This window comes from Actinomyces oris, from assembly GCF_006546825.1.
Taxonomy (GTDB): domain Bacteria; phylum Actinomycetota; class Actinomycetes; order Actinomycetales; family Actinomycetaceae; genus Actinomyces; species Actinomyces oris.
The window spans coordinates 374774-398813 of the sequence record NZ_VICC01000006.1; the positions used below are offsets into that span (position 1 = coordinate 374774).

14 protein-coding genes and 4 tRNA genes are annotated in these 24040 nt (G+C 67.7%); 5 read left to right on the plus strand and 13 right to left on the minus strand.

Annotated features, from left to right (window positions below; genetic code table 11):
* Positions 1 to 29: 29 nt before the first annotated feature.
* Positions 30 to 2186: an excinuclease ABC subunit UvrC gene (gene uvrC / locus FK267_RS09065; RefSeq protein ID WP_141406980.1), complete on the minus strand. Its 2157-nt coding sequence runs from the start codon at positions 2184 to 2186 to the stop codon at positions 30 to 32.
* Between the two features lie 108 nt (positions 2187 to 2294).
* Here uvrC and FK267_RS09070 point away from each other — a divergent pair, with 108 nt between their 5' ends.
* On the plus strand, positions 2295 to 3161 hold the full coding sequence (locus tag FK267_RS09070) for a Cof-type HAD-IIB family hydrolase (RefSeq protein ID WP_075379270.1): 867 nt from the start codon (positions 2295 to 2297) through the stop codon (positions 3159 to 3161).
* A 612-nt stretch (positions 3162 to 3773) separates the two neighbouring features.
* On the opposite strand, the gene FK267_RS09075 is transcribed toward FK267_RS09070, so the two are convergent.
* From FK267_RS09075 to FK267_RS09085, 3 genes are all read right to left on the minus strand, one after another.
* A tRNA-Val gene (locus tag FK267_RS09075) sits at positions 3774 to 3848 on the minus strand.
* Position 3849: 1 nt separating this feature from the next.
* Positions 3850 to 3920 (minus strand) — tRNA-Cys (locus tag FK267_RS09080).
* A gap of 37 nt (positions 3921 to 3957) precedes the next feature.
* A tRNA-Gly gene (locus FK267_RS09085) sits at positions 3958 to 4030 on the minus strand.
* 150 nt (positions 4031 to 4180) lie between these two features.
* Between FK267_RS09085 and FK267_RS09090 the strand changes: the two genes are divergently transcribed.
* A tRNA-Val gene (locus tag FK267_RS09090) sits at positions 4181 to 4253 on the plus strand.
* A 154-nt stretch (positions 4254 to 4407) separates the two neighbouring features.
* On the opposite strand, the gene FK267_RS09095 is transcribed toward FK267_RS09090, so the two are convergent.
* Complete coding sequence (locus tag FK267_RS09095; protein WP_075379271.1) at positions 4408 to 5784, minus strand: UTP--glucose-1-phosphate uridylyltransferase; 1377 nt, start codon at positions 5782 to 5784, stop codon at positions 4408 to 4410.
* A 206-nt stretch (positions 5785 to 5990) separates the two neighbouring features.
* Here FK267_RS09095 and FK267_RS09100 point away from each other — a divergent pair, with 206 nt between their 5' ends.
* Complete coding sequence (locus tag FK267_RS09100; RefSeq protein ID WP_141406981.1) at positions 5991 to 8615, plus strand: DUF2339 domain-containing protein; 2625 nt, start codon at positions 5991 to 5993, stop codon at positions 8613 to 8615.
* A 44-nt stretch (positions 8616 to 8659) separates the two neighbouring features.
* On the opposite strand, the gene uvrA is transcribed toward FK267_RS09100, so the two are convergent.
* Positions 8660 to 11506, minus strand: coding sequence for an excinuclease ABC subunit UvrA (gene uvrA / locus FK267_RS09105; protein ID WP_141406982.1), 2847 nt, complete (start codon positions 11504 to 11506; stop codon positions 8660 to 8662).
* 139 nt (positions 11507 to 11645) lie between these two features.
* On the opposite strand from uvrA, the gene FK267_RS09110 reads away from it, so the two are divergent.
* Together FK267_RS09110 and FK267_RS09115 are read left to right on the plus strand one after the other, a co-directional pair.
* Positions 11646 to 11930: a YciI family protein gene (locus tag FK267_RS09110; RefSeq protein WP_141406983.1), complete on the plus strand. Its 285-nt coding sequence runs from the start codon at positions 11646 to 11648 to the stop codon at positions 11928 to 11930.
* A complete protein-coding gene (locus FK267_RS09115; protein WP_075379274.1) occupies positions 11900 to 12547 on the plus strand; it encodes a class I SAM-dependent methyltransferase in 648 nt (215 codons plus the stop codon). The genes FK267_RS09110 and FK267_RS09115 overlap by 31 nt, the downstream gene beginning before the upstream one ends.
* Before the next feature lie 25 nt (positions 12548 to 12572).
* Here FK267_RS09115 and FK267_RS09120 read toward each other — a convergent pair whose 3' ends face one another.
* From FK267_RS09120 to rpsA, 7 genes are all read right to left on the minus strand, one after another.
* Positions 12573 to 15062, minus strand: a complete 2490-nt coding sequence (locus tag FK267_RS09120; RefSeq protein ID WP_141406984.1) for an HAD-IC family P-type ATPase — start codon at positions 15060 to 15062, stop codon at positions 12573 to 12575.
* A 56-nt stretch (positions 15063 to 15118) separates the two neighbouring features.
* Complete coding sequence (locus tag FK267_RS09125; protein WP_141406985.1) at positions 15119 to 16123, minus strand: TerC family protein; 1005 nt, start codon at positions 16121 to 16123, stop codon at positions 15119 to 15121.
* Positions 16124 to 16362: 239 nt separating this feature from the next.
* Positions 16363 to 18459 carry an excinuclease ABC subunit UvrB gene (uvrB, locus tag FK267_RS09130; RefSeq protein ID WP_141406986.1) on the minus strand — a complete coding sequence of 699 codons (2097 nt, stop codon included), beginning with the start codon at positions 18457 to 18459 and terminating at the stop codon, positions 16363 to 16365.
* A 354-nt stretch (positions 18460 to 18813) separates the two neighbouring features.
* A complete protein-coding gene (locus tag FK267_RS09135; RefSeq protein WP_141406987.1) occupies positions 18814 to 19551 on the minus strand; it encodes a transcriptional initiation protein Tat in 738 nt (245 codons plus the stop codon).
* 117 nt (positions 19552 to 19668) lie between these two features.
* The gene (gene coaE, locus FK267_RS09140) at positions 19669 to 20319 is read right to left on the minus strand and encodes a dephospho-CoA kinase (RefSeq protein ID WP_232622588.1); all 651 of its coding nucleotides are present in this window, start codon (positions 20317 to 20319) and stop codon (positions 19669 to 19671) included.
* A gap of 99 nt (positions 20320 to 20418) precedes the next feature.
* Positions 20419 to 22164: a hypothetical protein gene (locus FK267_RS09145; protein ID WP_141406988.1), complete on the minus strand. Its 1746-nt coding sequence runs from the start codon at positions 22162 to 22164 to the stop codon at positions 20419 to 20421.
* Between the two features lie 202 nt (positions 22165 to 22366).
* The gene (gene rpsA, locus FK267_RS09150; protein WP_004564961.1) at positions 22367 to 23821 is read right to left on the minus strand and encodes a 30S ribosomal protein S1; all 1455 of its coding nucleotides are present in this window, start codon (positions 23819 to 23821) and stop codon (positions 22367 to 22369) included.
* Between the last annotated feature and the right edge of the window lie 219 nt (positions 23822 to 24040).

A 24040-nucleotide genomic window follows, 5' to 3' on the forward strand; every position in this document is an offset into this window, starting at 1 on the left:
GGCTCAGTCCAGCGCATGGTGGAATCACACTACTGATTATTATCTGGACTGTTGAGGCGAGCCAAGATACTACCCGCCAGAGCCGGCCCAATACCCTTGACGCGGGTGATGTCGTCCACATCGGCTTGCCGGATGCGTTTGACGGAGCCGAACTCCCGTAGGAGGGCAGCCTGACGGGCTGGTCCCAGACCGGGGATCCCGTCAAGAACGGAGCGGGTCATGCCGGCCGAGCGCTTCCTACGGTGGTGGGTGATGGCGAAGCGGTGGGACTCGTCGCGCAGGTGCTGAAGCAGGTAGAGCGCCGGTGAGGTGCGCGGGAGAATGACGGGGAACTCCTCCCCCGGAACCCACACCTCCTCCAGGCGCTTGGCCAGTCCGATGAGCGGCACGTCGATGCCGAGCTCGTCGAGCACGGTGCGCGCGGCATTGACCTGCGGCAGCCCGCCGTCGACGACGACCAGCCCGGGCGCGTAGGAGAAGCGCCGAGCCTTGCCGGTCTCCGGATCAATGGGCCCGGAGGCGACGGCAATGCCCTCGACGTCCTCGATCTCCTCGGCCGCTCGGGCGGCCGCTTCGCCCCGTCCTTGCTCGGCGATGAGCCGCTTGAACCGGCGGGTGAGGACCTCGTGCATGGCGGCGGTGTCGTCGGCGGCTCCGCTGCCGTCCTGGCCGCGAACGGTGAAGCGCCGGTAGTCGGACTTGCGGGGGGCGCCGTCCTCGAAGACGACCATGGAGCCGACCTGGTAGGTGCCCTGGGTGTGGGAGATGTCGTAGCACTCGATGCGCAGGGGCGCCTCCGGCAGGTCGAGGGCCTCGGCGAGCTCATCGAGGGCGAGGGCGCGCTGGGTGAGGTCGCCCGCCCGTCGGGTCTTGTGCAGCCGCAGGGCCTCCTCCGCGTTCTTGCGCACCGTGTCCATGAGGGCGGCCTTGTCGCCGCGCTGCGGGACGCGCAGGTCGACCTTCGCTCCGCGCAGACCGGCCAACCAGGTTCGCACGGTGGCGGCGTTGCTGGGCAGCTCGGGAACCAGGATCTCCTTGGGTACCGCCGTGGTGGCCGTGTGGGCGACGTCGTCGACGCTCGTGGCCGCCGACTCGCCCTTGCGTCGAGAGGCGTCACCAATGGGGCCGTTGGTGCCGCTGCGGGGTTGGGGGCTGGAGGGGGCGCGGCCCCCAACCCCGACGGAGGTGGTGGTGCCCGAGGAGGTGGGGGCGCCGCTCTGGTGGACGGCTCCGGCGTCGGCCGGATCGATGAGGGAGGCGTAGACCTGCTCGAGGAGGCGCTCCATGAGCTCGGCGTCCCCGGCGTCATCGATGAGGTCCACGACCCAGCCGCGCTGCCCGCGCACCCGCCCGCCGCGGACGTGGAAGACCTGGACGGCGGCCTCGAGCTCGTCACGGACCAGGGCGAAGACGTCGGCGTCGGTGGCGTCGGGCAGCACGACGGCGTTGCCCTCGATGACCTTGCGCAGCGCGGCGGCGTCGTCACGCAGGCGGGCGGCCTTCTCGAAGTCGAGAGCGGCGGCAGCGGCCTTCATCTCAGCCTCGACCTGGCGCAGGTAGGGGCCGGTGCGGCCGGCCATGAAGGCGCAGAAGTCCTCGGCCAGCGCCCGATGGTCCTGCGGGCTGATGCGGCCCACGCACGGGGCCGAGCACTTGTCGATGTACCCCAGCAGGCAGGGGCGCCCCGAGGCCTGGGCGCGGCGGAAGACGCCGGCTGAGCAGGAACGCACCGGGAACACCCGCAGCAGCTGGTCGACGGTCTCGCGGATGGACCAGGCCTGGACGAAGGGACCGAAGTAGCGGGTTCCCGGTTTGCGGGCCCCGCGGACCACCTGGACGCGGGGGTAGGTCTCCCCCATCGTCACCGCCAGGTAGGGGTAGGACTTGTCGTCCTTGTACATGACGTTGAAACGGGGGTTGAACTCCTTGATCCAGGAGTACTCCAGGGCCAGGGACTCCACCTCGGTGGACACCACCGTCCACTCCACGGCGCACGCGGTGGTGACCATCTTCTGGGTGCGCGGGTGCAGGGCGGCGAGGTCCTGGAAGTAGTTGGACAGGCGCTGGCGCAGGTTCTTGGCCTTGCCGACGTAGATGACCCGTCCCTGCCCGTCCAGGAACCGGTAGACCCCCGGTGACGTGGGGATCTCGCCCGGGGCAGGACGGTACGTCGAGGGGTCGGCCATGCCCGCTAGGGTAGACGCCAACCATCTTTGTCCACGACACGCCCCGAGGCCATGCCGGTCGAGCCGAGCGCGCCGCCCGCGGCTGACGGGTTCGCGAAAAGACGTCCTATGAGCAGCGCAATCGTCCCCACCACCGGTACCCGCACAGTGTTTCTCGACGTTGATGGAACGCTCGTCACATATGAGAACGTCCTGCCGGACTCCGCGGTCTGGGCGATCAGAGAGGCCAGAAGAGCCGGCCACCGGGTCTACGCGTGCACGGGGCGCTCCCGCGCAGAGATGCCGGAGGCGATCTGGGCGATCGGGTTGGACGGGATGATCGGCGGGAACGGCGCCTACGTGGAGGACGACGGCGAGGTCCTCCTGCACCAGCACCTGTCGGCAGCCCAGTGCGAGCAGGCGGTGTCGTGGCTCAGGCGCCGAGGCCTGGAGCCCTACCTGGAGGCGAACTCAGGCCTGTACGCCTCCCCCGCATTTCGTGACGCGGCCAGGCCGGCGATCCGCGCCTACGCCACCGGCAAGGGTGCGGCTGGCGCCAGCAGCATGGAAGTCGACGACGTCTTACCGGGCATGGTCTTCACTGACGAGCTGGTGCGCGATGACGTCAACAAGATCAGCTTTCTGCTGGCCTCTCCTGAGGACGATCTGGCGGCGGCTCGTCGCGAACTCCCTGACCTGGTCGTCGGCTCCTGGGGTGGCAGTGGCCACGAGCCGCTTTTCGGGGACGTGAACTGCGCGGGCGTGTCCAAACGGCACGCCATTGATGCGCTGCTGGCCCACCGTGGCGCTGCCCGGCGGGATGCGGTGGCTTTCGGTGATGCGGCCGTCGACGTCGAGATGCTGGAGTACTGCGGGACGGGGGTGGCGATGGGTAACGGCTCCCCGGCGGTCAAGGAAGCAGCCGACCTGGTGACCGACGACGTCGAGGCCGACGGCCTGGCCAAGGCCTTTGAGCGCCTGGGACTGACCGGGTAAACAGCCTCCACTGTGTTGTCTCATGGCTTGTGAGGGGTTCGGGGGTCATGGCGTCTGAGGCACAAGTGGGGTGGGTTGCCCGGGGACGGGAGTCGTCGGTCGTCTTGCCGGAAAGGGGTGCGCTTGGTCGCGTCGCCGAAGGGGCGCGTTTGGTCAGCCTGGTGGCGCTCAGCGCGTACTGCACGAAGGTGGGGTTGTACTGGCCAGGGGTTGTCCGTACTGCACGAGCCCCGGACCTTCGTGCAGTACACCCGAATGTCGGCCAGTAGCACCCCACCCTCGTGCAGTAGCCGATCTGAGAGGGGCCCGGCCGGAAACGGCCCGCTGATCGAGCACCACAGGGAGCCAGGCGAGAGATACCAGGAGCCAAGCCAGCGCCACCGGGAGTCAGAAGTGGGGCCGGGTGTCCAGATCTGTGACAAAGGCTCCGACCGCTCTCATCCACACGAGGCACAACCGCATGATTCCAAGGTTCTCGTTCATGCGGCCTGAGGGTCCGGGGGCCCTTCGCCACAGATCTGGACATCAACCGGCCGATTCCCTCCGAAGTACCGCGCTCACGCCGATGACCCGAGCACAAAAAGGCCCGGAGCGGCATGCTCCGGGCCTGTCTGGTGGGCGATACTGGGATCGAACCAGTGACCTCTTCCGTGTCAGGGAAGCGCGCTCCCGCTGCGCCAATCGCCCGAGGTGGGTACCGGATTCGAACCGGTGTAAACGGCTTTGCAGGCCGGTGCCTAACCTCTCGGCCAACCCACCATGAGAATGCTGGGGCTGGGCGCTCCCGGCTCCTCGGAGCGGATGACGGGACTCGAACCCGCGACCCTCACCTTGGCAAGGTGATGCTCTACCAACTGAGCCACATCCGCGCAATCCCTCACGGTTCGGCCGAACCGCTCGGTGCTGGAAAACCATAGCATCACGATCACAGTGACAGGCAAACAGCACCGCGGTGATTCACCTCACCGAGCCGGCATTTGCCCCGGGGGTACTGGGCTGGTTAGGGTTAGCGCCGCACCGGGCGATTGGCTCAGGGGTTAGAGCGCCTCGTTCACACCGAGGAGGTCACTGGTTCGATTCCAGTATCGCCCACCGGATATCAGTTCCCTCACGCTTGCCCTCTTCTGGGAGGGCAAGCGTTTTTTCGTTCCCGCTACGCGCGGTGGTGCCGGACCTCATGACTGAGTGTCCAGCACCACCGCGTAGCGACCGGCCGCGACCAGCAGGGTCGCGACCATCGGTTCGTTCAGATCCGGGTGCCGTCGGCGATCCGTCCGGGCGAGCCCTCCGCCTCCACGTGCGCCTCACCGGTGGCGACGACGTCGGCACCGAAGGTCCAGTCGCCCTCCACCGTCAGCGACTGCGCGTCCTTGATGGAGGGGACGCCGTTTGGGAACCGAGCCTCGAAGTCCTGGATCTTCTTGTAGAAGCGCGGGTCGAGACTCACGGTGCAGGCCTGGTCCGGGACCATCTGCAGCAGTCCGTCGTCGTCGACCTCATAGACGTCCGAGCGCACCAGCAGCAGGTCGTTGGTGGTCTTGACCGGCAGGAAGCGGGAGCGCGGCACCTCGATGGCGGTGGCTCCCTCGAAGGCCTCAACTGCGGCACCCATGGCCGTCTCGAGCTGGATGACAGGCGTCGAGGAGGAGTCGGCGGGGTCCACCGTCTTGCTGTTCCTGATGAGCGGAAGCCCGAGGATCCCGCCCCGATCGGCGAGGGTGTCACGCAGCACCTTGAGGTCGAACCAGAGATTGTTCGTGTGGAAGAAGGGGTGGCGGAACTGGTCGGTGAAGTAGTGCATCTGATCCTCGGGGGTCTGCGCCGTGTCGCGCAGGATGATGCGCCCGTCGCTCTTCCGCACCGCTAGGTGGCCGCCCTTGACGTCGGCCGGGGTGCGCCGGCACATCTCCGGGGCGTAGGGGGCTCCCGAGGCGGCGAACCAGCCGGCGATCCTGGCCGAGGGCGCCGCACCGAGGTTGTCGGAGTTGGCGGTCATGGCGTATCGGTAGCCCTTGTCCAGCAGGGCGTCCAGCAGCCCGGAGGCGAGCAGGGCGGTGTAGATGTCGCCGTGGCCCGGAGGACACCACTCGAGCTCAGGGTCGGCCTTCCACTCCACGGGAGTCAGATCGTCGGCGCGCAGCTTGGGCTCGCGGTTCTGCAGGAAGTCCAGGGGCAGGCCATCGACCTGGATCTCGGGGTGCCCGGCCAGCACTTCAAGGGAGTCCTCCCGGGTGCGGAAGGAGTTCATGAGGATCAGCGGCAGGCTCACTCCGTAACGGCGACGTGCCGCCAGGACCTGATCGACCAGCAGGTCCAGGAAGGTCTTGCCATCACGGACCGGCAGGAGGGACTTGGCGCGATCCAGTCCCATTGAGGTGCCCAGTCCCCCGTTGAGCCGGATGAGGACCGTCTTGCTCAGCGCCTCGCGGGCCTGCTCCTCGCCGATCTCGACGTCAGCCAGGGAGTCGATCTGCGTGAGGGGCTCGATGGTCTCCTCGGGAATGAGCCCTGTGGCCCCCGCCTCCAGGGACTGGTAGTAATGGGTGAAAACCGTGATGGCCTGCTCTGCGACACCGGCGTCGCGCATCTTGTGCTGGGCTGAAGTGAGTCCGTTCTCGCTCATGACGCAAGCCTATCCCAGCCTGACCGTTCTTGTGGAACTTTGTTCGACTCTGTTCGTTCTTGAAGGATTGGTTCTCTCCCTCCTCTCGAGTTATCCACAGGGCACTTGTACCCCCTTCACGCCATCGACGACTCCCCTTACTCTCAGATGAACCGGTTGAGTGACACGTGCTCACCGCCGAGCACCGAGTGACGAGGAGAACCGTCATGTCCATGCCGCCAACTGTCGGCCCGAATGTCGCCCTGGTCCTGCAGCGGCTGGACCTCATCGAGAGGAAGATCGACTGGCTCGCCGAGCGCGTCACCTGGCTGACCTACTCCTCCGCCGCCTCGACTCAGGAGAGCAGCGACTCCCCCGACACAGTGAGGAGCAGCAGCCCCTCCCGTCCGGAGACGACTCCGCCCTCGATCGCCCCGCAGACGAGGTCTGCCTCAGAGCACTCCTGGCAGCGTCTCAACGAGTCCCCCGCTCAGGCCCCGGTCAACGACCCCCTCCCGGAGGACAGGAACGTCCACCCTGCGAAGGCACCATCCGCTGACGCTCCCCGAGCCACTCAGACTGAGGTACCGCAGGCCCAGCACTACCAGCCCCCCGCCCCAGTGGAGCCCGCGCGATCCTTCGCAGCCCAGGCGGGCCCGACTCCGATGCAGTATGCCCCCGTAGCGGGCAACGCCCCTCATATTCAGGCGACTAATCAGGTGGGTCCGGCCGGCGCCGGTCAGGCACTCGGCGCTGAGGCCCAGGCGGTTCCGGGCTGGGCCCAGCGGGCGATGCGGGAGGGCAACCTCGGACGCTATCTGCTCTCCGGCGCCGCAGCAGTGCTCGTCCTGTCAGCCGGGGTTAGTCTGCTGGCTCTCGTCTGGGACTACATTCCCAACCCCGTCAAGATCCTGGGACTGGCACTCATCGCGGTCATCATGACAGCGGCCGGGGCTCGACTAGGCCTCACCCATCCCCGGCACCGTGTCGCCGCCGCGACGATCACGGGAACCGGCGGGGGGCTCGGTTTCGTCGCCATCGTGGGGGCCGTTCTTCTCGGAGGGATGCTCCGCCCAGAGCCAGCCCTGATCCTCATGGCCTGCTGGGGCCTCGTCCTCCTGGCCGTGTCGCACATGACACGGGTGCTGTTCACCGCGGTCGTCTCCACCCTCGGCGCTCTGGTGACCATCGGGTTCGCAGTCAGCCATGTGTCACGCCAGCCACAGGCCGCGCTCGTCACATGGTTGATGATCGGTATCCATGTCACGGTGCTGGCGCTGACCTGCACCGCCCTGTCGCGCAACACCGGACGGATGAGGTCGGCCGCCTGGTATCCGGTGACATCGATGGTGGCGACGGCAACGGCCCTCATCGCCGCACCGATCCAGCCGATGCTGCGTGTTTCCACCGTCGGCGGTACCAGCATCACTCTCATCCTGTGCGCGCTGCTGGTGTCTCAGACGATGCACGCAAGCACACGACTGTGGAGCATCGGTATCAAGACCTCGGGCTGGGACTGGGGCCTGACCGCAGCGGTGCTCATGGTGGGGTTCATCAACCTGCTGACGGGGCAGATGGCTCTCCACCTGGCACATACCATCGTCGTCATCACCTATCTCCTCGAGCTCCTCCTGCTGGCCGCAGCGGCGCTCGCGATACTCCCGGGCTACTGCCCCGCTGGTTGGCGCCGTGCCATGGCGATCGGACACGAGGCCGCGTTCTTCCCCCTCGCCCTGGCCGGAATGGCGGTTGTGGGTGATCCTCGGGTCCATCTCTTCGTCATCGTGGCTGCGATGCTGTGCCTCATTCCGGCCATCCTGAACGCACAAGTGGAGCCCGCCCCGATCCTGGCCCTGCTCGGAACGGCACCGATCCTCGTGCCCCCGAGAACCATCTACTCCCGCAGTGACTCCTGGTCGCTCATCATCTCCGTGGTGATCTCTGCGCTCATGGTGTGCGTGGCCGAAGGACTCGGTGACCGAGTCGCCCGCAGCTCACCGGTCCCGGCTCCGCATGCCGCGCCTTCACGCGTTCAGCCACGGGTGCAGGCCCTGCGGGTGGCTCTGGCGGCAGTCGCCTTCAACATGACCGTCCTCGTTCCGTTCCTGGGAACCGGCCTCGTGGAGAACAGCCAGGGCGCGTGGGCGGCGCTGCGCATGGTTCCAGGCCTGGTGGCTATCGCTCTCATCGCACTGGGGACGGTCTCACCCGGTGCCACGCCTCTGCGAGTGCTCAGTGGCCAGTGCCGAGGAGCCCGTTACCGGGTGGGGCCCCACGGTGCTGCCCTGCCCGACCCGGCAGGGAGGCAGACAGGAGCACCGGCACCGTCCTGGATCGTCTCGGTGATGGCGGTCACGCTGGCCCTGGTGACGCTGTCGTGGGCTGATGCCGCGTCCTCAACAGCCTGGATGCTGCTGCTGGTCGCCGTCGCCCTGGGGCTGGGAGCCAGCGCCACGTGGCTCCTGCTTCCCTGGCGGCGGCACGCCGAGGTGTGCCTGAGCCTTGCGATCGGAAACTCGTTGCTCATGTGGATCTCCGTGATGGTGGCCACCGACGTCGGCCCGGGCTCAGTCCTCATGTCGGTGCTGGTCCTGCTGACGGGCGGAGCCTGCATCGTCTTCGGCTTCAGGGCACGCCTGACGATCCTGCGCCACTACGGACTGACCCTGGTGCTCCTGTCCGTGCTCAAGCTCGCTGTTGTGGACGTGGCCTCGCAGAACTCGATCATTCGAGTCATCTCACTGGCGGCCGCGGGCGTCGTCTGCTTCGTCCTCTCCCTGCTCTACAACCGCTTCGCGCAGGAGCAGCGTCGCGAGAGCAACCAGGCCCCCATGGGGCCCGGGAGCATCTGAGGGCGGTGGCCCGACGTCGAGCCTCGCCGGAGCGGGCGAGGGCGTCAGCCGCGGGCGGCCTCCAGCACTGGGGCCAGGAACTGACCGGTGTAGGAGGACTCGGTGGCCGCGACCTTCTCCGGCGTACCGGCCACGACGACGGTTCCCCCACCCTTGCCGCCCTCGGGTCCCATGTCGATGACCCAGTCGGCGTTGGCGATGACATCGAGGTTGTGCTCGATGACGACCACGGAGTTGCCCTTGTCGACCAGTCCCTGAAGCACCCCGAGCAGCTTGCGGATGTCCTCGAAATGCAACCCGGTGGTCGGTTCATCCAGGACGTAGATGGTCCGGCCGGTGGAGCGGCGCTGCAGCTCGGTGGCGAGCTTGACGCGCTGGGCCTCACCGCCGGAGAGCGTGGTGGCCGACTGCCCCAGGCGCACGTACCCCAGTCCCACCTCGACCAGGGTGTTGAGGTGGCGAGAGATGACGGAGGAGGCGGAGAAGAAGTCGGCCGCCTGGTGGATGGTCATGTCCAGGACGTCGGCGACCGTCTTGTCCTTGTAACGGATCTCCAGGGTCTCCCGGTTGTAGCGGGCGCCGTGGCAGACCTCGCAGGGGACGTAGACGTCGGGCAGGAAGTTCATCTCGATCTTGAGCGTGCCGTCGCCCTTGCAGGACTCGCAGCGCCCGCCCTTGACGTTGAAGGAGAAGCGCCCGGGCCCGTATCCCCGGACCTTCGACTCGGGCACGGCCGCGAAGATCTTGCGGATGTGGTCCCACACACCAGTGTAGGTGGCGGGGTTGGAGCGGGGGGTGCGTCCGATCGGTGACTGGTCGACGTGGACCACCTTGTCCAGGTGCTCCACACCCCGCACCGTCTTGTGCCTGCCGGGCACACCGCGGGCGCGGTTGAGCCGGTTGGCGAGCACCTGGTAGAGGATGGAGTTGACCAGGGAGGACTTCCCCGAGCCGGATACCCCCGTGACGGCGGTGAGCACACCGAGCGGGAAGGAGACGGTGACGTCCTTGAGGTTGTTCTCCCGGGCCCCGACGACGGTGACCTCACGGTGCTTGTCCCGCTTGCGCCGAGTGGATGGGATCTCGATCTGACGCCGCCGTGCCAGGTAGTCACCGGTGATGGAACCCTTGGCTCCGGCCAGGCCCGCGACGTCACCGGAGTAGACGACCTCACCGCCCAGCTCGCCGGCTCCGGGCCCGATGTCAACGATCCAGTCGGCCGAGCGGATCGTGTCCTCATCATGCTCGACGACGATGAGCGTGTTGCCCAGGTCCCGCAGTCGCTGGAGGGTCTCGATGAGTCGGGTGTTGTCGCGCTGGTGCAGACCGATACTGGGCTCGTCCAGGACGTAGAGGACGCCCACCAGGCCTGAGCCGATCTGGGTGGCCAGGCGGATGCGCTGAGCCTCACCCCCGGAGAGCGTGGCCGCACCACGGGCCAGGCTGAGGTAGTCCAGACCCACGTCCACGAGAAAGCCGAGGCGCGCGTTGATCTCGGTCAGGACGCTGCCGGCGATCTGGGCGGCCTGGCCGGTGAGGTTGAGGTCGGCCAGGAAGTCGCGGGCCTCGTTGATCGGAAGCTCGCACAGCTGAGCGATGGACAGCTCGCCCACGCGCACGGCCAGCACCTCGGGCTTGAGCCGGGCCCCGTCGCAGACGGGACAGGGGATCTCACGCATGTAGGCCTGGTAGCGCTCCCGGGACCAGTCGGACTCGGTCTCGTCGTGCTTGCGCATGACATAGTCGAGAACCCCCTCGAAGCCGGTGGAGTAGATGCGCTCGCGCCCCCAACGGTTGCGGTAGGTGACCTTGACCTCGTAGTCCTTACCGCGCAGGATCGCCTCCCGAGCCCGCGCAGGCAGGGCCCGCCAGGGGGTGTCGACGTCGAAGGAGAGCTCCTTGCCCAGGGCCTCAAGCTGGCGGGTGAAGTACTTCTGGTGGCTCGACCAGGGGGCGACGGCTCCCTCGGCCAGGGTGAGCTCCTCGTCGGGGACGACGAGCTCGGGGTCCACCTCGAGCCGGGTGCCGATTCCGGTGCAGGCGGGGCAGGCGCCGTAGGGGGCGTTGAAGGAGAAGGTGCGCGGCTCCATCTCGTCCAAGGCCAGGGGGTGCTCGTTGGGGCAGGCGCGCTTCTCGGAGTAGCGCCGCTCCCGGTCGGGGTCGTCCTCGGGCAGGTCGACCTGCTCGATGATGACCAGCCCCTCCGCCAGCCCCAGCGCCGTCTCGACGGAGTCGGTGAGGCGCTGGCGGATGCCCTCGCGGACGACGAGCCGGTCGACGATGACCTCGATATCGTGCTTGAGGCGCTTGTTGAGGGTCGGGGGGTTGTCGAGGCGCTCGGCGGCGCCGTCGACGCGCACCCGGTTGAAGCCGCGTCCGCGCAGCTCGCCGAAGAGCTCGGAGTACTCGCCCTTGCGGCCCCGCACCACGGGGGCGAGAACCTGGAAGCGAGTGCCCTCGGGCAGGGCGCGGACCTGGTCGACGATCTGCTGCGGGGTCTGGGAGGAGATGACGGCGTCACAGACCGGGCAGTGCTGGACGCCGGCGCGCGCGTAGAGCAGACGCAGGTAGTCGTAGATCTCCGTCACGGTGCCCACCGTGGACCGGGGGTTGCGCGAGGTGGACTTCTGGTCGATGGACACCGCCGGGCTCAGGCCCTCGATGAGCTCGACGTCGGGCTTGTCCATCTGCCCAAGGAACTGGCGGGCGTAGGAGGACAGGGACTCCACGTAGCGGCGCTGTCCCTCGGCGAAGATCGTGTCGAAGGCCAGGGAGGACTTGCCCGAGCCCGACAGTCCGGTGAAGACGATCATCGTGTCGCGCGGCAGGTCCAGGTCGACGCCCTTGAGATTGTGCTCGCGGGCCCCACGGATGATGAGAGAGTCGTTCACGGGATTCGAGTCTAAGGGGTGAGCGCACATCCCGTGCGTCGCACATGTGTTCGACGTGTCTCATGGTCGGGATGCCGGAGGAATGACCGTGCTCCCGGGTTCTCACCACGGTCGGGGTCGGCGCCCCTATGCTGAGGCCATGAGCAAGATCTACGCCGTCGAGTACCGCTACGTCACTGACAAGGACGAGGAGATGGCCGCTATCCGCCCCTCGCACCGTGCTTTCAACGGCCGCCTGGCCGATGAGGGCCGGCTGCTGGCCGCCGGCCCCTATGTGGGCACCCACGACGCCCTCATCGTCGTGCGGGCCGAGGACGAGGCCGGCGCCCTGGCCCTCCTCGAGGAGGACCCCTTCCAGCAGGCCGGCTACATCGCCGAGCGCATCCCACGCGAGTGGAACCCCGTCATCGGAGTCCTGTCCTGAGCCGGCAGGAGGCCTCACCGACCGGATCCCAGTTCGCCCGTCCCTCCTCCCTGACCGGGCGTCTGCTGCTGCGCGGCATGAACATCGGGCACTCCCGCCTGCACCGGTGGGGGCTGGAGGCGGCGGGAATCCACCCCCGTGACAAGGTGCTCGACGTCGGCTGCGGAGGCGGCAGGGCCATCGCCCGGATCCTTGCGCGGACTCGTCGTGAGGTAGCCGGTGTCGACCACTCCCCCGAGGCGGTTGAGACGACCCGCCGTCTCAACCGCTCCGCCATTGCCTCGGGCCGTCTTCGGGTCCTGGAGGGGTCGGTGGACCACCTGCCCTTCCGCGACGGCTTCTTCGACGTGGTGACGGCCTTCGAGACCACCTACTTCTGGCCCGACCTGCAGGCAGGCCTCATTGAGATCCGCCGTGTCCTGAGTCCCGGCGGTCGGCTCGTCATCACCAACGAGGTCGCCGACCGGGAAGCAGCGGGGCACTGGGCGGAGCGCCTGGGCATGAATGTGCCTGATGGCCGCAGCCTTGCCGCGCTGGCCCACGAGGCCGGCTTCCTCACGGCCGATATCAGCCTCCACCCCCGGCACGGATGGCTTCGCCTCCTCACCACAAGATAGGAATGCCGACGAGGCAGCAGGTCTCTTAGCCGCGGCCGCGCACGATCCGGTGCCGCACCAGGTGGACCAGCTCGATGCCGCCAACGGCCAGACCTGCCATGAGCGCGATGACCCACCACACCCCGGGGGTGGGCCAGGCCAGCAGAAAGAAGGCACGCACTGGCGGGGCGACGACGCCGAGGACCGCGATCGTCCCCATGAGAGCGACCAGTCCCAGCCGCCAGCTCGTCAACGGTCTGGCGGTGAGCGTGAGCAACCACAACCCGCAGGTGATGAGGACCAGGGTCGTCGCCGTGGTCACCTGGGCGCGCGGGGCGTGGGTGAGCGTCAACCAGAGGTAGGTGGACAGCGTGACGGTGCCCGCCATGAGCCCGGCCGGAACGCACAGGCTGAGCACCCGCCCGAGGAAGCCCTCCCGGTAGCGCTGGTTGCTGGGGGCCAGGGCCAGGACGAAGGCGGGGATCCCGATCGTCAGTGAGGAGACGACCGTGAACTGACGGGGCAGGAACGGGTAGGCGACCGCCATGGCCGACACGACGACGGCGATGAGCGAGGCATAGATGGTCTTGGCCAGGAACAGGGAGGCGATGCGCTCGGTGTTGGCCATGACGCGGCGCCCCTGAGCCACGACCCCGGGAAGGGCCGAGAACTCCCCCTTGAGCAGCACCAGGCGCGCCACCGCCTTGGTGGCCGGCGCTCCGTTGCCCATGGCGATGCCGAGGTCGGCGTCCTTGAGCGCCAGGGCGTCGTTGACGCCGTCCCCGGTCATCGCGACGACGTGCCCTCGGGACTTCAGCGCCCGCACCAGTGCCCGTTTCTGCTCGGGCGTGACCCGCCCCAGGACACTGGCGCGCTCAACCGCGTCGGCCAGGCGCTCCAGGTCCTCCTCCGTCTCCTGCCCGCTACCCGCTCCGGCAGGCAGGGTACGTGCGTCCAGAACGACGAGCTCGCCGCCGTCGGGCGCGGTGACTCCGGCCTGACGGGCGACCGCGGCCACCGTCTCGGGGCTGTCCCCGGAGATGACCTTGACGTCGACCCCCTGCTGGCGGAAGTAGGCCAGGGTCTCCGCGGCGTCGGGGCGGATCTCCTCGGTGAGGATCACGATCCCTGCGGCCTCAAGGTCATCGGGAAGCCGCGGCTCCTCCTGCCCCTCGGCCAACCTCCAGGGCGAGCGCGAGCGGGCCAGGGCCACGACGCGCATCCCCTGCGCGGCGATCTGACGGGCACGATACAGAACTGACGCGTTGTGTCCGGCCAGGACGATCTCGGGGGCGCCAAGCACCCAGGTGGTGCCGAAGCTGTCGCGAACCGCGGACCACTTGCGGCGCGAGGAGAAGGGCACTGACTCCACACCGGCCCTGCTGCCGGCGCCGGCCGACGACAGCGCCTCTTGAAGTCCTTGTGCACCGAGCCACTCGGAATCAGCGATCCCCTCCCTGATGGCGTCGGCGGTGGCGTTGGCCTCCCCCACCGTACTGAGAAGTGCGAGCGCCGAGGGCACCTCGGGGTGAGCCTCACCGCCGTCGGGCCCCTGGATCTCACCGAGGCGGATGCGTCCGGTGGTGATGGTGCCGGTCTTGTCCAGGCACAGGGTGTCGACCCGGGCCAGGACCTCGACGGCGGGCAGCTCCTGAACCAGGACGTTACGCCTGGCCAGGGCCAGGGAGGCGGTGGCGAAGTTGACCGAGGTCAGGAGCACCAGCCCCTGGGGCACCATGCTGACCACGCCCGCGATGCCGGCGACGACCGCGTGGCGCCAGGCGCCGCTGCTCCAGGCCTCGCCGACGCTTCCGCTCAACCGCAGCTGGGACCACACCAGGACCAGAGCCACGGGCACGATGACCCAGCTGATCCAGTGCAGCACCCGGTTGGTCCCCGCCTGCAGCTCGCTGACGACGAGTGAGTACTTGCGGGCCTCCCGGGCCAGCCGGTGGGCGTAGGCGTTCCCGCCGACCGCGGTGGTGCGGAACAGCCCGGTCCCGGCCGTCACCGTGGTCCCGGACATGACCTTCGCTCCGCTCACGGGGCGCACCGGCCGGGACTCGCCGGTGAGGATCGACTCATCGATCTCCAGGCCATCGCTGGCCATAACCTCCCCGTCGGCCGGCACCTGCTGGCCGGCTGCGAGCCGTACGACGTCGTCGAGAACGACCTGGCCGACGGCCACCTCGGTCTCGGCCCCGTCCCTGACGACGATGGCGCGGGGGGTCTCCAGCACGGACAGACGGTCCAGGGCGCGCTTGGCACGTATCTCCGCCAGGGTCCCGGTGGCGGTGTTGAGCACAAGGACGAAACCGAACAGCGCATCCGCCCAGTGCCCCAGCGCCAGGACGAGCACCAGTGCGGCGCCAAGGATGCCGTTGAAGATCGTGAAGACATTGGCTCGCAGAATCTGCGCGGTGCTGCGGGAGGTCCGCTCGCGGTACTCGTTGGTCCGTCCGGCGCTGACGCGCTCGGCGACCTGGGCGGCGCTGAGCCCGCTGACCGAGGACTCAGGGGGATGCGTGGTGCTCACACGTCACACAGTAGTGAATCAGTCGGAGGGCGCCCCTCCTCCTGGGGGCCGAGACCTCAGGATGCCGCCTCCACGTGCCGGGCATCTGCCCGCGACTTGAGGACCGAGGCGATGACCGTGACCAGGACGGTGGTGATGATGACGCTCAGGGACACTCCGATCGACGCCTCGGGGATGGCGTGCCACTCCTGGCCCCCGTTGATGAAGGGGACCTCGTTGGTGTGCAGTGCGTGAACAATGAGCTTGAAGCCGATGAAGCCGAGGATGACCGCCAGGCCGTAGTGGAGGTAGACGAGTCGGTCGAGCAGCCCGTCGATGAGGAAGTAGAGCTGGCGCAGGCCCAGCAGGGAGAAGGCGTTGGCGGAGAAGACCAGGAAGGGCTCGCTGGTCAGGGAGTAGATCGCGGGGATGGAGTCGACGGCGAACATGACATCGGCGGTGCCGATGGCGATGATGCACAGCATCATGGGGGTAATCATGGTGCGCCCGGCGTGGCGGTGAATGACCTTGCCGCCCACGAAGCCGTCGGTCATGGGGATCACGCGGGCGACGAGCTTGACGAAGCCGCTGGGCCTGTACTCCTCGTCATCGTCGTCGGGCTCCTGGACGCCCTCCCGGGCCTGGGAGAAGGCGGTCCACAGGAGCCAGGCCCCGAAGAAGTAGAACACCCAGGAGAAGTTCTCGATGAGCGCGGCACCGGCGAGGATGAAGATGAGCCGGAGAATAAGGGCAATGACGATGCCGGCGAGCAGCACCTCCTGCTGGTACTTCCGGGGCACCTTGAAGGAGGACATCATGATGACGAAGACGAAGAGGTTGTCGATGCTCAGCGCCTTCTCGGTGATGTAGCCGGCCAGGTACTCCTGGGCGAAGCCCCCGCCCCACACGAACCAAACGATGCCTCCAAAGGCCAGGGCCATGCCGATATAGGCCACCGACCAGACGGCGGCCTCCTTCATGGTGGGCTCGTGGGGGGTGCGCACGTGACCGACGATGTCGATCACGATGAGGGTCAGGATGATGGCCGCCAGGCCGATCCACCCCAGGATGTGGACGTCCACGTGTTCTCCTCCGGTACGGAACTGGTACCGGAGGTCTCCTCCCGCCACGTGCACAGGCGCTCAAGGCATGTACCGCTCTGGCCGCGACGCCGGGAACGCAGGACTAATGTGGTGCCCGCACCGCCGTGATGACGACGTCGCCGTTGGTTGGGAGTACTCCCCTCCGTGTATAACGCCTGAGAGTCTAACGGGATGCTTCCTCTCGACGTAGCCACGCCGAGTCACTCATGGCTGTGAGATCAGTCGGCGGCCCGCATGGCGCGCAGCTCCTTCTTGAGGTCCTGGATCTCGTCGCGCAGCCGGGCGGCGAGCTCGAAGTGGAGGTCCTCGGCGGCGGCGTGCATCTGCTGGGTGAGCTCGTTGATGAGCTCGGCGAGGTCGCCCTGTGCCGCGCCGGCGAGCTTCTCGCGCACCGTGGCCTCGGCGGCGTGCTTGCGCCGGGCCCGCACCGAGGAGTCCTCGTGGCCCCGGTAGCCGCCGGCCAGGAGGTCGGCGGTGTCGACGTCCTCGCGGGCGAGCATGTCGGTGACGTCGGCGATCTTCTTGCGCAGCGGCTGGGGATCGATGCCGTGCTCGGCGTTGTAGGCCAGCTGCTTGGTGCGGCGGCGCTCAGTCTCCTCGATGGCCTCGGCCATGGCCGGGGTGATGGTGTCGGCGTACATGTGGACCTCGCCGGAGACGTTACGGGCGGCACGTCCGATGGTCTGCACCAGGGAGCGGGTCGAGCGCAGGAAGCCCTCCTTGTCCGCGTCCAGGATGGACACGAGCGAGACCTCCGGCAGGTCCAGGCCCTCACGCAGCAGGTTGATGCCCACGAGCACGTCGAAGCGCCCCAACCTCAGCTCGCGCAGGAGCTCGACGCGCCGCAGCGTGTCGACGTCGGAGTGGAGGTACTCCACGCGCACGCCCCTCTCGGCGAGGTAGGTGGTCAGATCCTCGGCCATGCGCTTGGTCAGGGTGGTCACCAGGATCCGCTCCTGGCGCTCCACACGGGCGCGCACCTCCTCGAGCAGGTCGTCGATCTGTCCCTGCGTGGGCTTGACGACGACCTTGGGGTCCACCAGTCCCGTGGGCCGGATGATCTGCTCGACAACGCCGTCGGAGCGCTGGGTCTCGTAGTCACCCGGGGTGGCCGACAGGTAGACGGTCTGACCGACGCGGTCCTCGAACTCGGCGAAGGTCAGGGGGCGGTTGTCCAGTGCGGAGGGCAGACGGAATCCGTGCTCGACCAGGGTGCGCTTGCGGGAGGCGTCCCCCTCGTGCATGGCGCCGATCTGGGGAATGGTCACGTGGGACTCATCGATGACGAGGAGGAAGTCCTCGGGGAAGTAGTCCAGGAGGGTGTTGGGCGGGGTGCCGGTCTCGCGCCCGTCGATGTGCAGCGAGTAGTTCTCGATCCCCGAGCACATGCCGATCTGCTGAAGCATCTCCAGGTCGTAGGTGGTGCGCATGCGCAGGCGCTGGGCCTCCAGGAGACGGCCGTCGTGCTCGAGCTGGGCCAGACGCTCGGCGAGCTCGGCCTCAATGCCCTCGATGGCCTTCTGCATGCGTTCGGGGCCGGCCACGTAGTGGGAGGCGGGGAAGACGAAGACCTGCTCGACAGTGTCAATGACGTCCCCGGTCACGGGGTGCAGCGTGGCCAGGGCCTCGATCTCATCCCCGAAGAACTCGATGCGGATGGCGAGCTCCTCGTACATCGGGATGATCTCCACCGTGTCGCCACGCACACGGAAGGTGCCCCGGGTGAAGTCGATGTCGTTGCGGGTGTACTGCATCGTCACGAAGCGCCGCAAAAGATCGTCCCGGTCGATCTGCTGGCCCACTTCCAGGGGCGTCATCCGGTCCACGTACTCCTGGGGGGTGCCCAGGCCGTAGATGCAGGAGACCGAGGAGACCACGACGACGTCCCGGCGGGTGAGCAGAGAGTTGGTGGCGCTGTGGCGCAGGCGCTCGACCTCGTCATTGATGGAGGAGTCCTTCTCGATGAAGGTGTCCGTCTGCGGGACGTAGGCCTCGGGCTGGTAGTAGTCGTAGTAGGAGACGAAGTACTCCACCGCGTTGTTCGGCAGCAGCTCACGGAACTCGGCGGCCATCTGGGCGGCCAGGGTCTTGTTCGGCTCCAGGATGAGGGTGGGGCGCTGGACCTGCTCGACGAGCCAGGCGGTCGTCGCGGACTTGCCGGTTCCCGTGGCGCCAAGCAGGACGATGTCCTTCTCCCCCGCCCGCAGACGCTCAGTCAGCTCGGCGATCGCCGTGGGCTGGTCCCCGCTGGGCGAGTAAGGGCTGATGACCTCAAAGGGCTTGGCTGCGCGCTGGAGCTCGGTAACGGGACGCATACCCTCAGGCTACGCGGTCCGACCGACACCATGGACACCTCAGACCGCGCAGTCACCTCCTTCATCATCCTGCGATCCGGCCGTCACCACACAGATACGTCTTTGTATCCAGGAAGGGACCTTTCAATCGAGTTCACCTATTACGGTGGTTCTCGCAGGACGCCGGGTCGTCCCGTTCCACGTTCATGTGGATGCTCATGAGGCCCGCCCCTGCGCCCTGTCTTCATCCCCTGAGCCCAAGGATCCCTCATGGCCTTCATCGTCGCCGTCTCCGCCACCATCGTCGGAGCCCTCGGCCCCGCCCGCACCACCTCTCGACGCAACAGCTGCTCGGGCTGAGTTTGCCTTCCGGATCTACCTCTCGGTTCCGCCCCACTCGACGACGGTGAACCCGGTCCGGGTCGGCCCAGGCTCCAGCTTCTGCTCCGGAACCGCTGTCTGCGGGACATCCCCGACGACGATGTAAACCCTGATGAAGGTATCCGGGACAATCCCGGCACCCGAGGAGGGGTCTGTCAAGCGGTAGACGGCCTGGCGCGCGAACTCCTCAGAGGCGAAGGTGACCAGGGCCTTGCCCCGCTCGGCAATCCGAGGCCCCCAGAAGGTGATGAACTCGGCCGCCTCGCGGTCACTGAGTCCCAGCATGGAGAGCTTGTCCTCCAGGAAGCCGGTGGCCGCATCCGCCTCGACGACGAAGCCCTCGTTCTGAACGAGGGTGGCCGCCCCCTCCCAGAACAATGACGGGTAGTGCCGCCCCACGGCGTCGGTCAGATCCCCGTCGGGTGCTGCCGTCACGTGCCACGCGATACCGCCATCCACCTGCGTCTGCGGCGTCGGATAGGTGTAGGTCAGTGTCCCCTCATAGTCCAGGGACACCGACAGGTCCATCGTCCTTGTGGGACAGAGGTACAGGACCGGTTTCTTGGCTACGTCCCGTTGTGACTCTGGGCTCGACTCGGGGCTCGGTTCCTCAGTCGGCTCCCGGTTCTGCTGCTGGATGGCGGCACAGCCCGCGAGCATCCCACCCGCAGCAAGGCCGCCGAGCAGCAGGAGGTGCCGACGAGCAGGGGTCTCCATCCGTGAAGGCGGCATGACGGTTCCTTTCGTAGGACCGATGCGTCCGGCCTGACGGAGTCCGGGGCACCATGGCTCCTCGTCCCACTGTAGGAGTGGGCGCGGTGTCCGCCGATGGGAAGGTCTCCCCCGCCGTCAGACGATGGCTCCCGGCTCCAGGATCCGGGTGCTCCAGAGCCTGTCGACCTCGGCGTTCAGGTCCTCCAGCGCCCCGGAGTTGGACACGACGACGTCGGCGACGGCTCGGCGTTCCTCGTCGGTGGCCTGCACAGCGATACGAGCCAGCGCCTCGTCACGGGTCATCCCCCGCGCAGCGAGCCGCTCCAGACGCACCTCGAGCTGGGCCTCGACGACGATGACGAGATCGAACAGGTCCTGCATCTGTCCTTCGACGAGGAGAGGAACATCGTAGACCGCCACCTGCCCGGCCGGAACCGTATCCATCCGAGCCCACGCCTCTGCTGCGATCAGGGGCAGGAGGAGCTCCTCCAGGCGGGCGCGGCGTAGGTCGTCGGAGAAGACCAGGCGCCCCAGGGCACTGCGGTCCAGGGAGCCGTCCGGGGCCAGGATCCCTTCCCCGAACTCGGCCACCACTGCCGCAAGACCGTCACTGCCCGGGCTGACGACGTCGCGAGCGACCTCATCGGCGCTGGTCACGACCGCGCCGCGCTCCTCGAGCAGGCAGGCCACCGTCGACTTGCCTGAGCCGATGCCACCGGTGAGCCCCACGCGCAGGGCTCGGTCCTTCGGACGACGAGTGGAACGGGGTGCAGGTGTGTGGCGCATGGTCCCATCATGCCGTGACCTGCCCGGGCCGGGCCAGCGCGTGGTGATACAGCCGACGCCGGTGTCCACCGGGCGCAGCCTCGCCTTGTCAGTGCCAGCTCACTTGCCCCCTGCGACCGCCTGGCCGTCAGTCGTGATCGTCGTGGTCGAACCGGGTCGTCTTCTTCCTCCCCGGCCCCGCCCGTAGGGCGCGATGCGCTCCTCGACCCGGGCCAGCGACTCGGCCGCGCTCTGTGGGGGGCTCACGCACCGGGAGGCCTGCTCCGAGGCCCGCGAGATGATCTCGCGGATGATCGGTGCGCGAGAGTGGTCCTCCTCCACCCCGTCGACCAGGACCTCCGCCAAGGCCGAGAGGACCTGCACGGCGACCAGAGGGTCGCCGACGGCGTCGACGAGTATCCCGCAGCGCTCTCCGGGCCGGTTCATCGGCCAGGACTCCATCGCGTCACGGCACTGGTGCCATGCCCGGCCGCTGGAGGCGCGGTCCCCGCGAGCCTGAGCGGCGTGCGAGGCCAGGGCCAGGGCGGCGCAGGCCGTTTCCGTCCACCCCTGGCTCAGGCTCAGCTCCGCAGTGTCGAGATGTTCCTTCTCGGCGCGCTCATTGGCGCCAAGTGCAGCCAGCAGCCGGCCGAAGGCCAGGCGGAGGTCGACGACCAGCTCCAAGGCGGAGTCATCCACCACCTCCGACAGTGAGGCGCTGACCGTCTCCGCGGTCGACATGGCGCGCTGTCGCACCGACTCCATGCCATAACCACGAGACAGCGTGAGCAGCTCGCGGACCTCCTTGAGAAGCGCTCCCTGGTTACGCAACCGGGCACGATCTGCCGGTACGGCGCTCGTCACCGTCCCGTAGGACCGGCTGGCCAGACCTGCGACCTCAGCGGCCATCCGCATCTCAACCCGGTACGACACGCCGTTGTTGCCGTTGCGGACGTCGAAGCGGTGAGCAACGCCGCGCACGAAGCCGGTCATGACGTCATAGGCGCGGCCGACGGTGTCCCAGGCCGTGAGCTCCAGGTTCCCCCACGGCGTTGTCCAGCTCAGCGAGGCGCCCAGGGCGTGCTTTCCGTAGTCCGCCCGGTTGGCCGCCCTCATGACGAGGGCCAGTCCGACGGCGGTGTTCATCAGCTGCCAGGCCGAGGCCTCAGAGACAGCCTTCATGGGGCTGTGACGGATGAGTGCGATGGCCCGTTGCCATTGGGAGGACAGCCCCAGGTACTCGAGCCTGTCCGCCAGGCTCTGGAGTGACACGGCATCTGGAAGGTGGAGCAGGCTCAAGGAGGCGAAGGCGTCCTCGGCCTCGACGATGCGTTGGTGGGCCAGGTAGGGAACCAGCACCGCGCCCAGCCCCCGCGCAGTCTCCACGGGATCGGCCTCGGCGCGCTTGGGTGTGGCCGTGGTTGTGCTGATGACGCCGGAGTAGTCATCGTGCATACGGGCGGTGGCCAGCACGGCTCCGGTGTCAGTCTGGCCGAAGGAGAAGAGTCTGGCCTCACGGAGCTGCTCGAGGGCCTCGTCCCTGAGGCCGAGGACGGCGGAGAGCTCCACCTGGGCGTAACGCAGCGGGAGCGTCGAACGGCCGTGAGCCGCCCGAATCCCCTGGCAGAAAGCGGTCGCCTGCTCAAGGCTCGTTCTGCTCGTGTCCGGGTCCTGGCCCAGCTGAACCAGCCACGCCCGGTCGACGGCGCAGACCGCCTCCACCACCTGGTCGGGCGCGCTCCCCGCATCCGCCCCCTCGACGTCGTCGGCGGCAACCGCCTTCCACAGGGCCGCTGCAGCGACGCGGCTGGGGCAGACGGGGTCGACATCCTCCAGAGCACGGGCAATGGCGCCCCAATAGCTCATATCGTCTCCAACGGTCGTCACGTTCTGGTTCCGGCTTCTAGGAAGCAGGGAGCACGGGGCCCGGCCACAGCCTCGCACAGGCACGTCACCTGAGCGATGGGGAGAAGGCACCGAACGTCTGAGGGCCTCTGCCTGCGGGAGCAGGCAGAGGCCCTCAGATGATGTCAGAGATCAGTCCTGACCACTGAAAAAGTGCGGATGCTCAGTTACCGGTGAGCTTCTCGCGCAGGGCGGCCAGGGCCTCATCGGAGGCCAGCGTGCCGGAGGCCTCCGACGGCGCCGAGGAGTACGAGGTGCCGCCCGCGGGGGCTGCCGGAGCACCGGACTCCTGCTCCTCCTCCAGGGCCTTGGCGACCTGGGCCTTGTGGGCCTCCCAGCGGGCGTGAGCAGCCGCGTACTCGGCCTCCCACGCCTCGCGCTGGGCGTCGTAGCCCTCGAGCCACTCGTTGGTCTCCGGGTCGAAGCCCTCGGGGTACTTGTAATTGCCCTGCTCGTCGTACTCGGCCGCCATCCCGTAGAGGCTGGGGTCGAAGTCCTCGGAGGCGGGGTCGACACCCTCGTTGGCCTGCTTCAGCGACAGGGAGATGCGACGGCGCTCCAGGTCGATGTCGATGACCTTGACGAAGACCTCGTCGCCGACCTTGGCCACCTGCTCGGGAACCTCGACGTGACGCTGCGCCAGCTCGGAGATGTGGACCAGGCCCTCGATGCCGTCCTCGACACGCACGAAGGCGCCGAAGGGAACGAGCTTGGTGACCTTGCCGGGAACGACCTGGCCGATGGCGTGGGTCCGGGCGAAGGCCTGCCACGGGTCCTCCTGAGTCGCCTTGAGCGACAGGGAGACGCGCTCGCGGTCGAAGTCGACGTCCAGGACCTCGACCGTGACCTCGTTGCCGACCTCGACGACCTCGGAGGGGTGGTCGATGTGCTTCCAGGACAGCTCGGAGACGTGGACCAGACCGTCGACGCCACCCAGGTCCACGAAGGCACCGAAGTTGACGATGGAGGACACGACACCGGAGCGGACCTGCCCCTTCTGCAGGGTCTGCAGGAAGTTGGTGCGGACCTCGGACTGGGTCTGCTCGAGCCAGGCGCGACGGGAGAGGACCACGTTGTTGCGGTTCTTGTCCAGCTCAATGATCTTCGCCTCGAGCTCGCGGCCCACGTAGGGCTGGAGGTCGCGAACGCGACGCATCTCCACCAGGGAGGCGGGCAGGAAGCCGCGCAGGCCGATGTCCAGGATGAGACCGCCCTTGACGACCTCGATGACGGAGCCGGTGACGACGCCGTCCTCCTCCTTGATGCGCTCGATGGTGCCCCAGGCGCGCTCGTACTGCGCGCGCTTCTTGCTCAGGAGCAGACGCCCTTCCTTGTCCTCCTTCTGCAGGACGAGGGCTTCGATCTCGTCGCCGACGGAGACGATCTCGTCGGGGTCGACGTCGTGCTTGATGGACAGCTCGCGAGCGAGGATGACGCCTTCGGTCTTGTAGCCGATGTCGAGGAGGACCTCATCACGGTCGACCTTGACGACAGTGCCCTCGACGATGTCGCCGTCATCGAAGTACTTGATGGTCTCGTCAACGGCGGCGAGGATCTCCTCGGTCGAACCGATGTCGTTGACGGCGACCGGGGCGGGGCTGGGCGTAGTGGTTGTCATTGAGTGGATGCTCCGAATGCGGATAGTTGGATCGGGTTGATAGGGACCGCGTGCTCCCCAGTGACGCGAATCGGCCCGGACCAATTCATCGACCTGGTTGGATCAGTCTCATAGGAGACGCCCAGGAGCGCACGAGTGAACCTTAGCAGTACGTGACGAATCCGTAACTAGACGATGCTCAAGCATTATCCCGTGCATGCGTGCAATCGCTCACGTCGT

Excerpts from the sequence above, each read along its gene's own strand:
- uvrC (WP_141406980.1), bottom strand. The coding sequence starts at position 2,186 with ATGGCCGACCCCTCGACGTACCGTCCTGCCCCGGGCGAGATCCCCACG.
- FK267_RS09070 (WP_075379270.1), top strand. The coding sequence starts at position 2,295 with ATGAGCAGCGCAATCGTCCCCACCACCGGTACCCGCACAGTGTTTCTC.
- FK267_RS09095 (WP_075379271.1), bottom strand. The coding sequence starts at position 5,784 with ATGAGCGAGAACGGACTCACTTCAGCCCAGCACAAGATGCGCGACGCC.
- FK267_RS09100 (WP_141406981.1), top strand. The coding sequence starts at position 5,991 with ATGTCCATGCCGCCAACTGTCGGCCCGAATGTCGCCCTGGTCCTGCAG.
- FK267_RS09110 (WP_141406983.1), top strand. The coding sequence starts at position 11,646 with ATGAGCAAGATCTACGCCGTCGAGTACCGCTACGTCACTGACAAGGAC.
- uvrB (WP_141406986.1), bottom strand. The coding sequence starts at position 18,459 with ATGCGTCCCGTTACCGAGCTCCAGCGCGCAGCCAAGCCCTTTGAGGTC.
- FK267_RS09135 (WP_141406987.1), bottom strand. The coding sequence starts at position 19,551 with ATGCCGCCTTCACGGATGGAGACCCCTGCTCGTCGGCACCTCCTGCTG.
- coaE (WP_232622588.1), bottom strand. The coding sequence starts at position 20,319 with ATGCGCCACACACCTGCACCCCGTTCCACTCGTCGTCCGAAGGACCGA.
- FK267_RS09145 (WP_141406988.1), bottom strand. The coding sequence starts at position 22,164 with ATGAGCTATTGGGGCGCCATTGCCCGTGCTCTGGAGGATGTCGACCCC.
- rpsA (WP_004564961.1), bottom strand. The coding sequence starts at position 23,821 with ATGACAACCACTACGCCCAGCCCCGCCCCGGTCGCCGTCAACGACATC.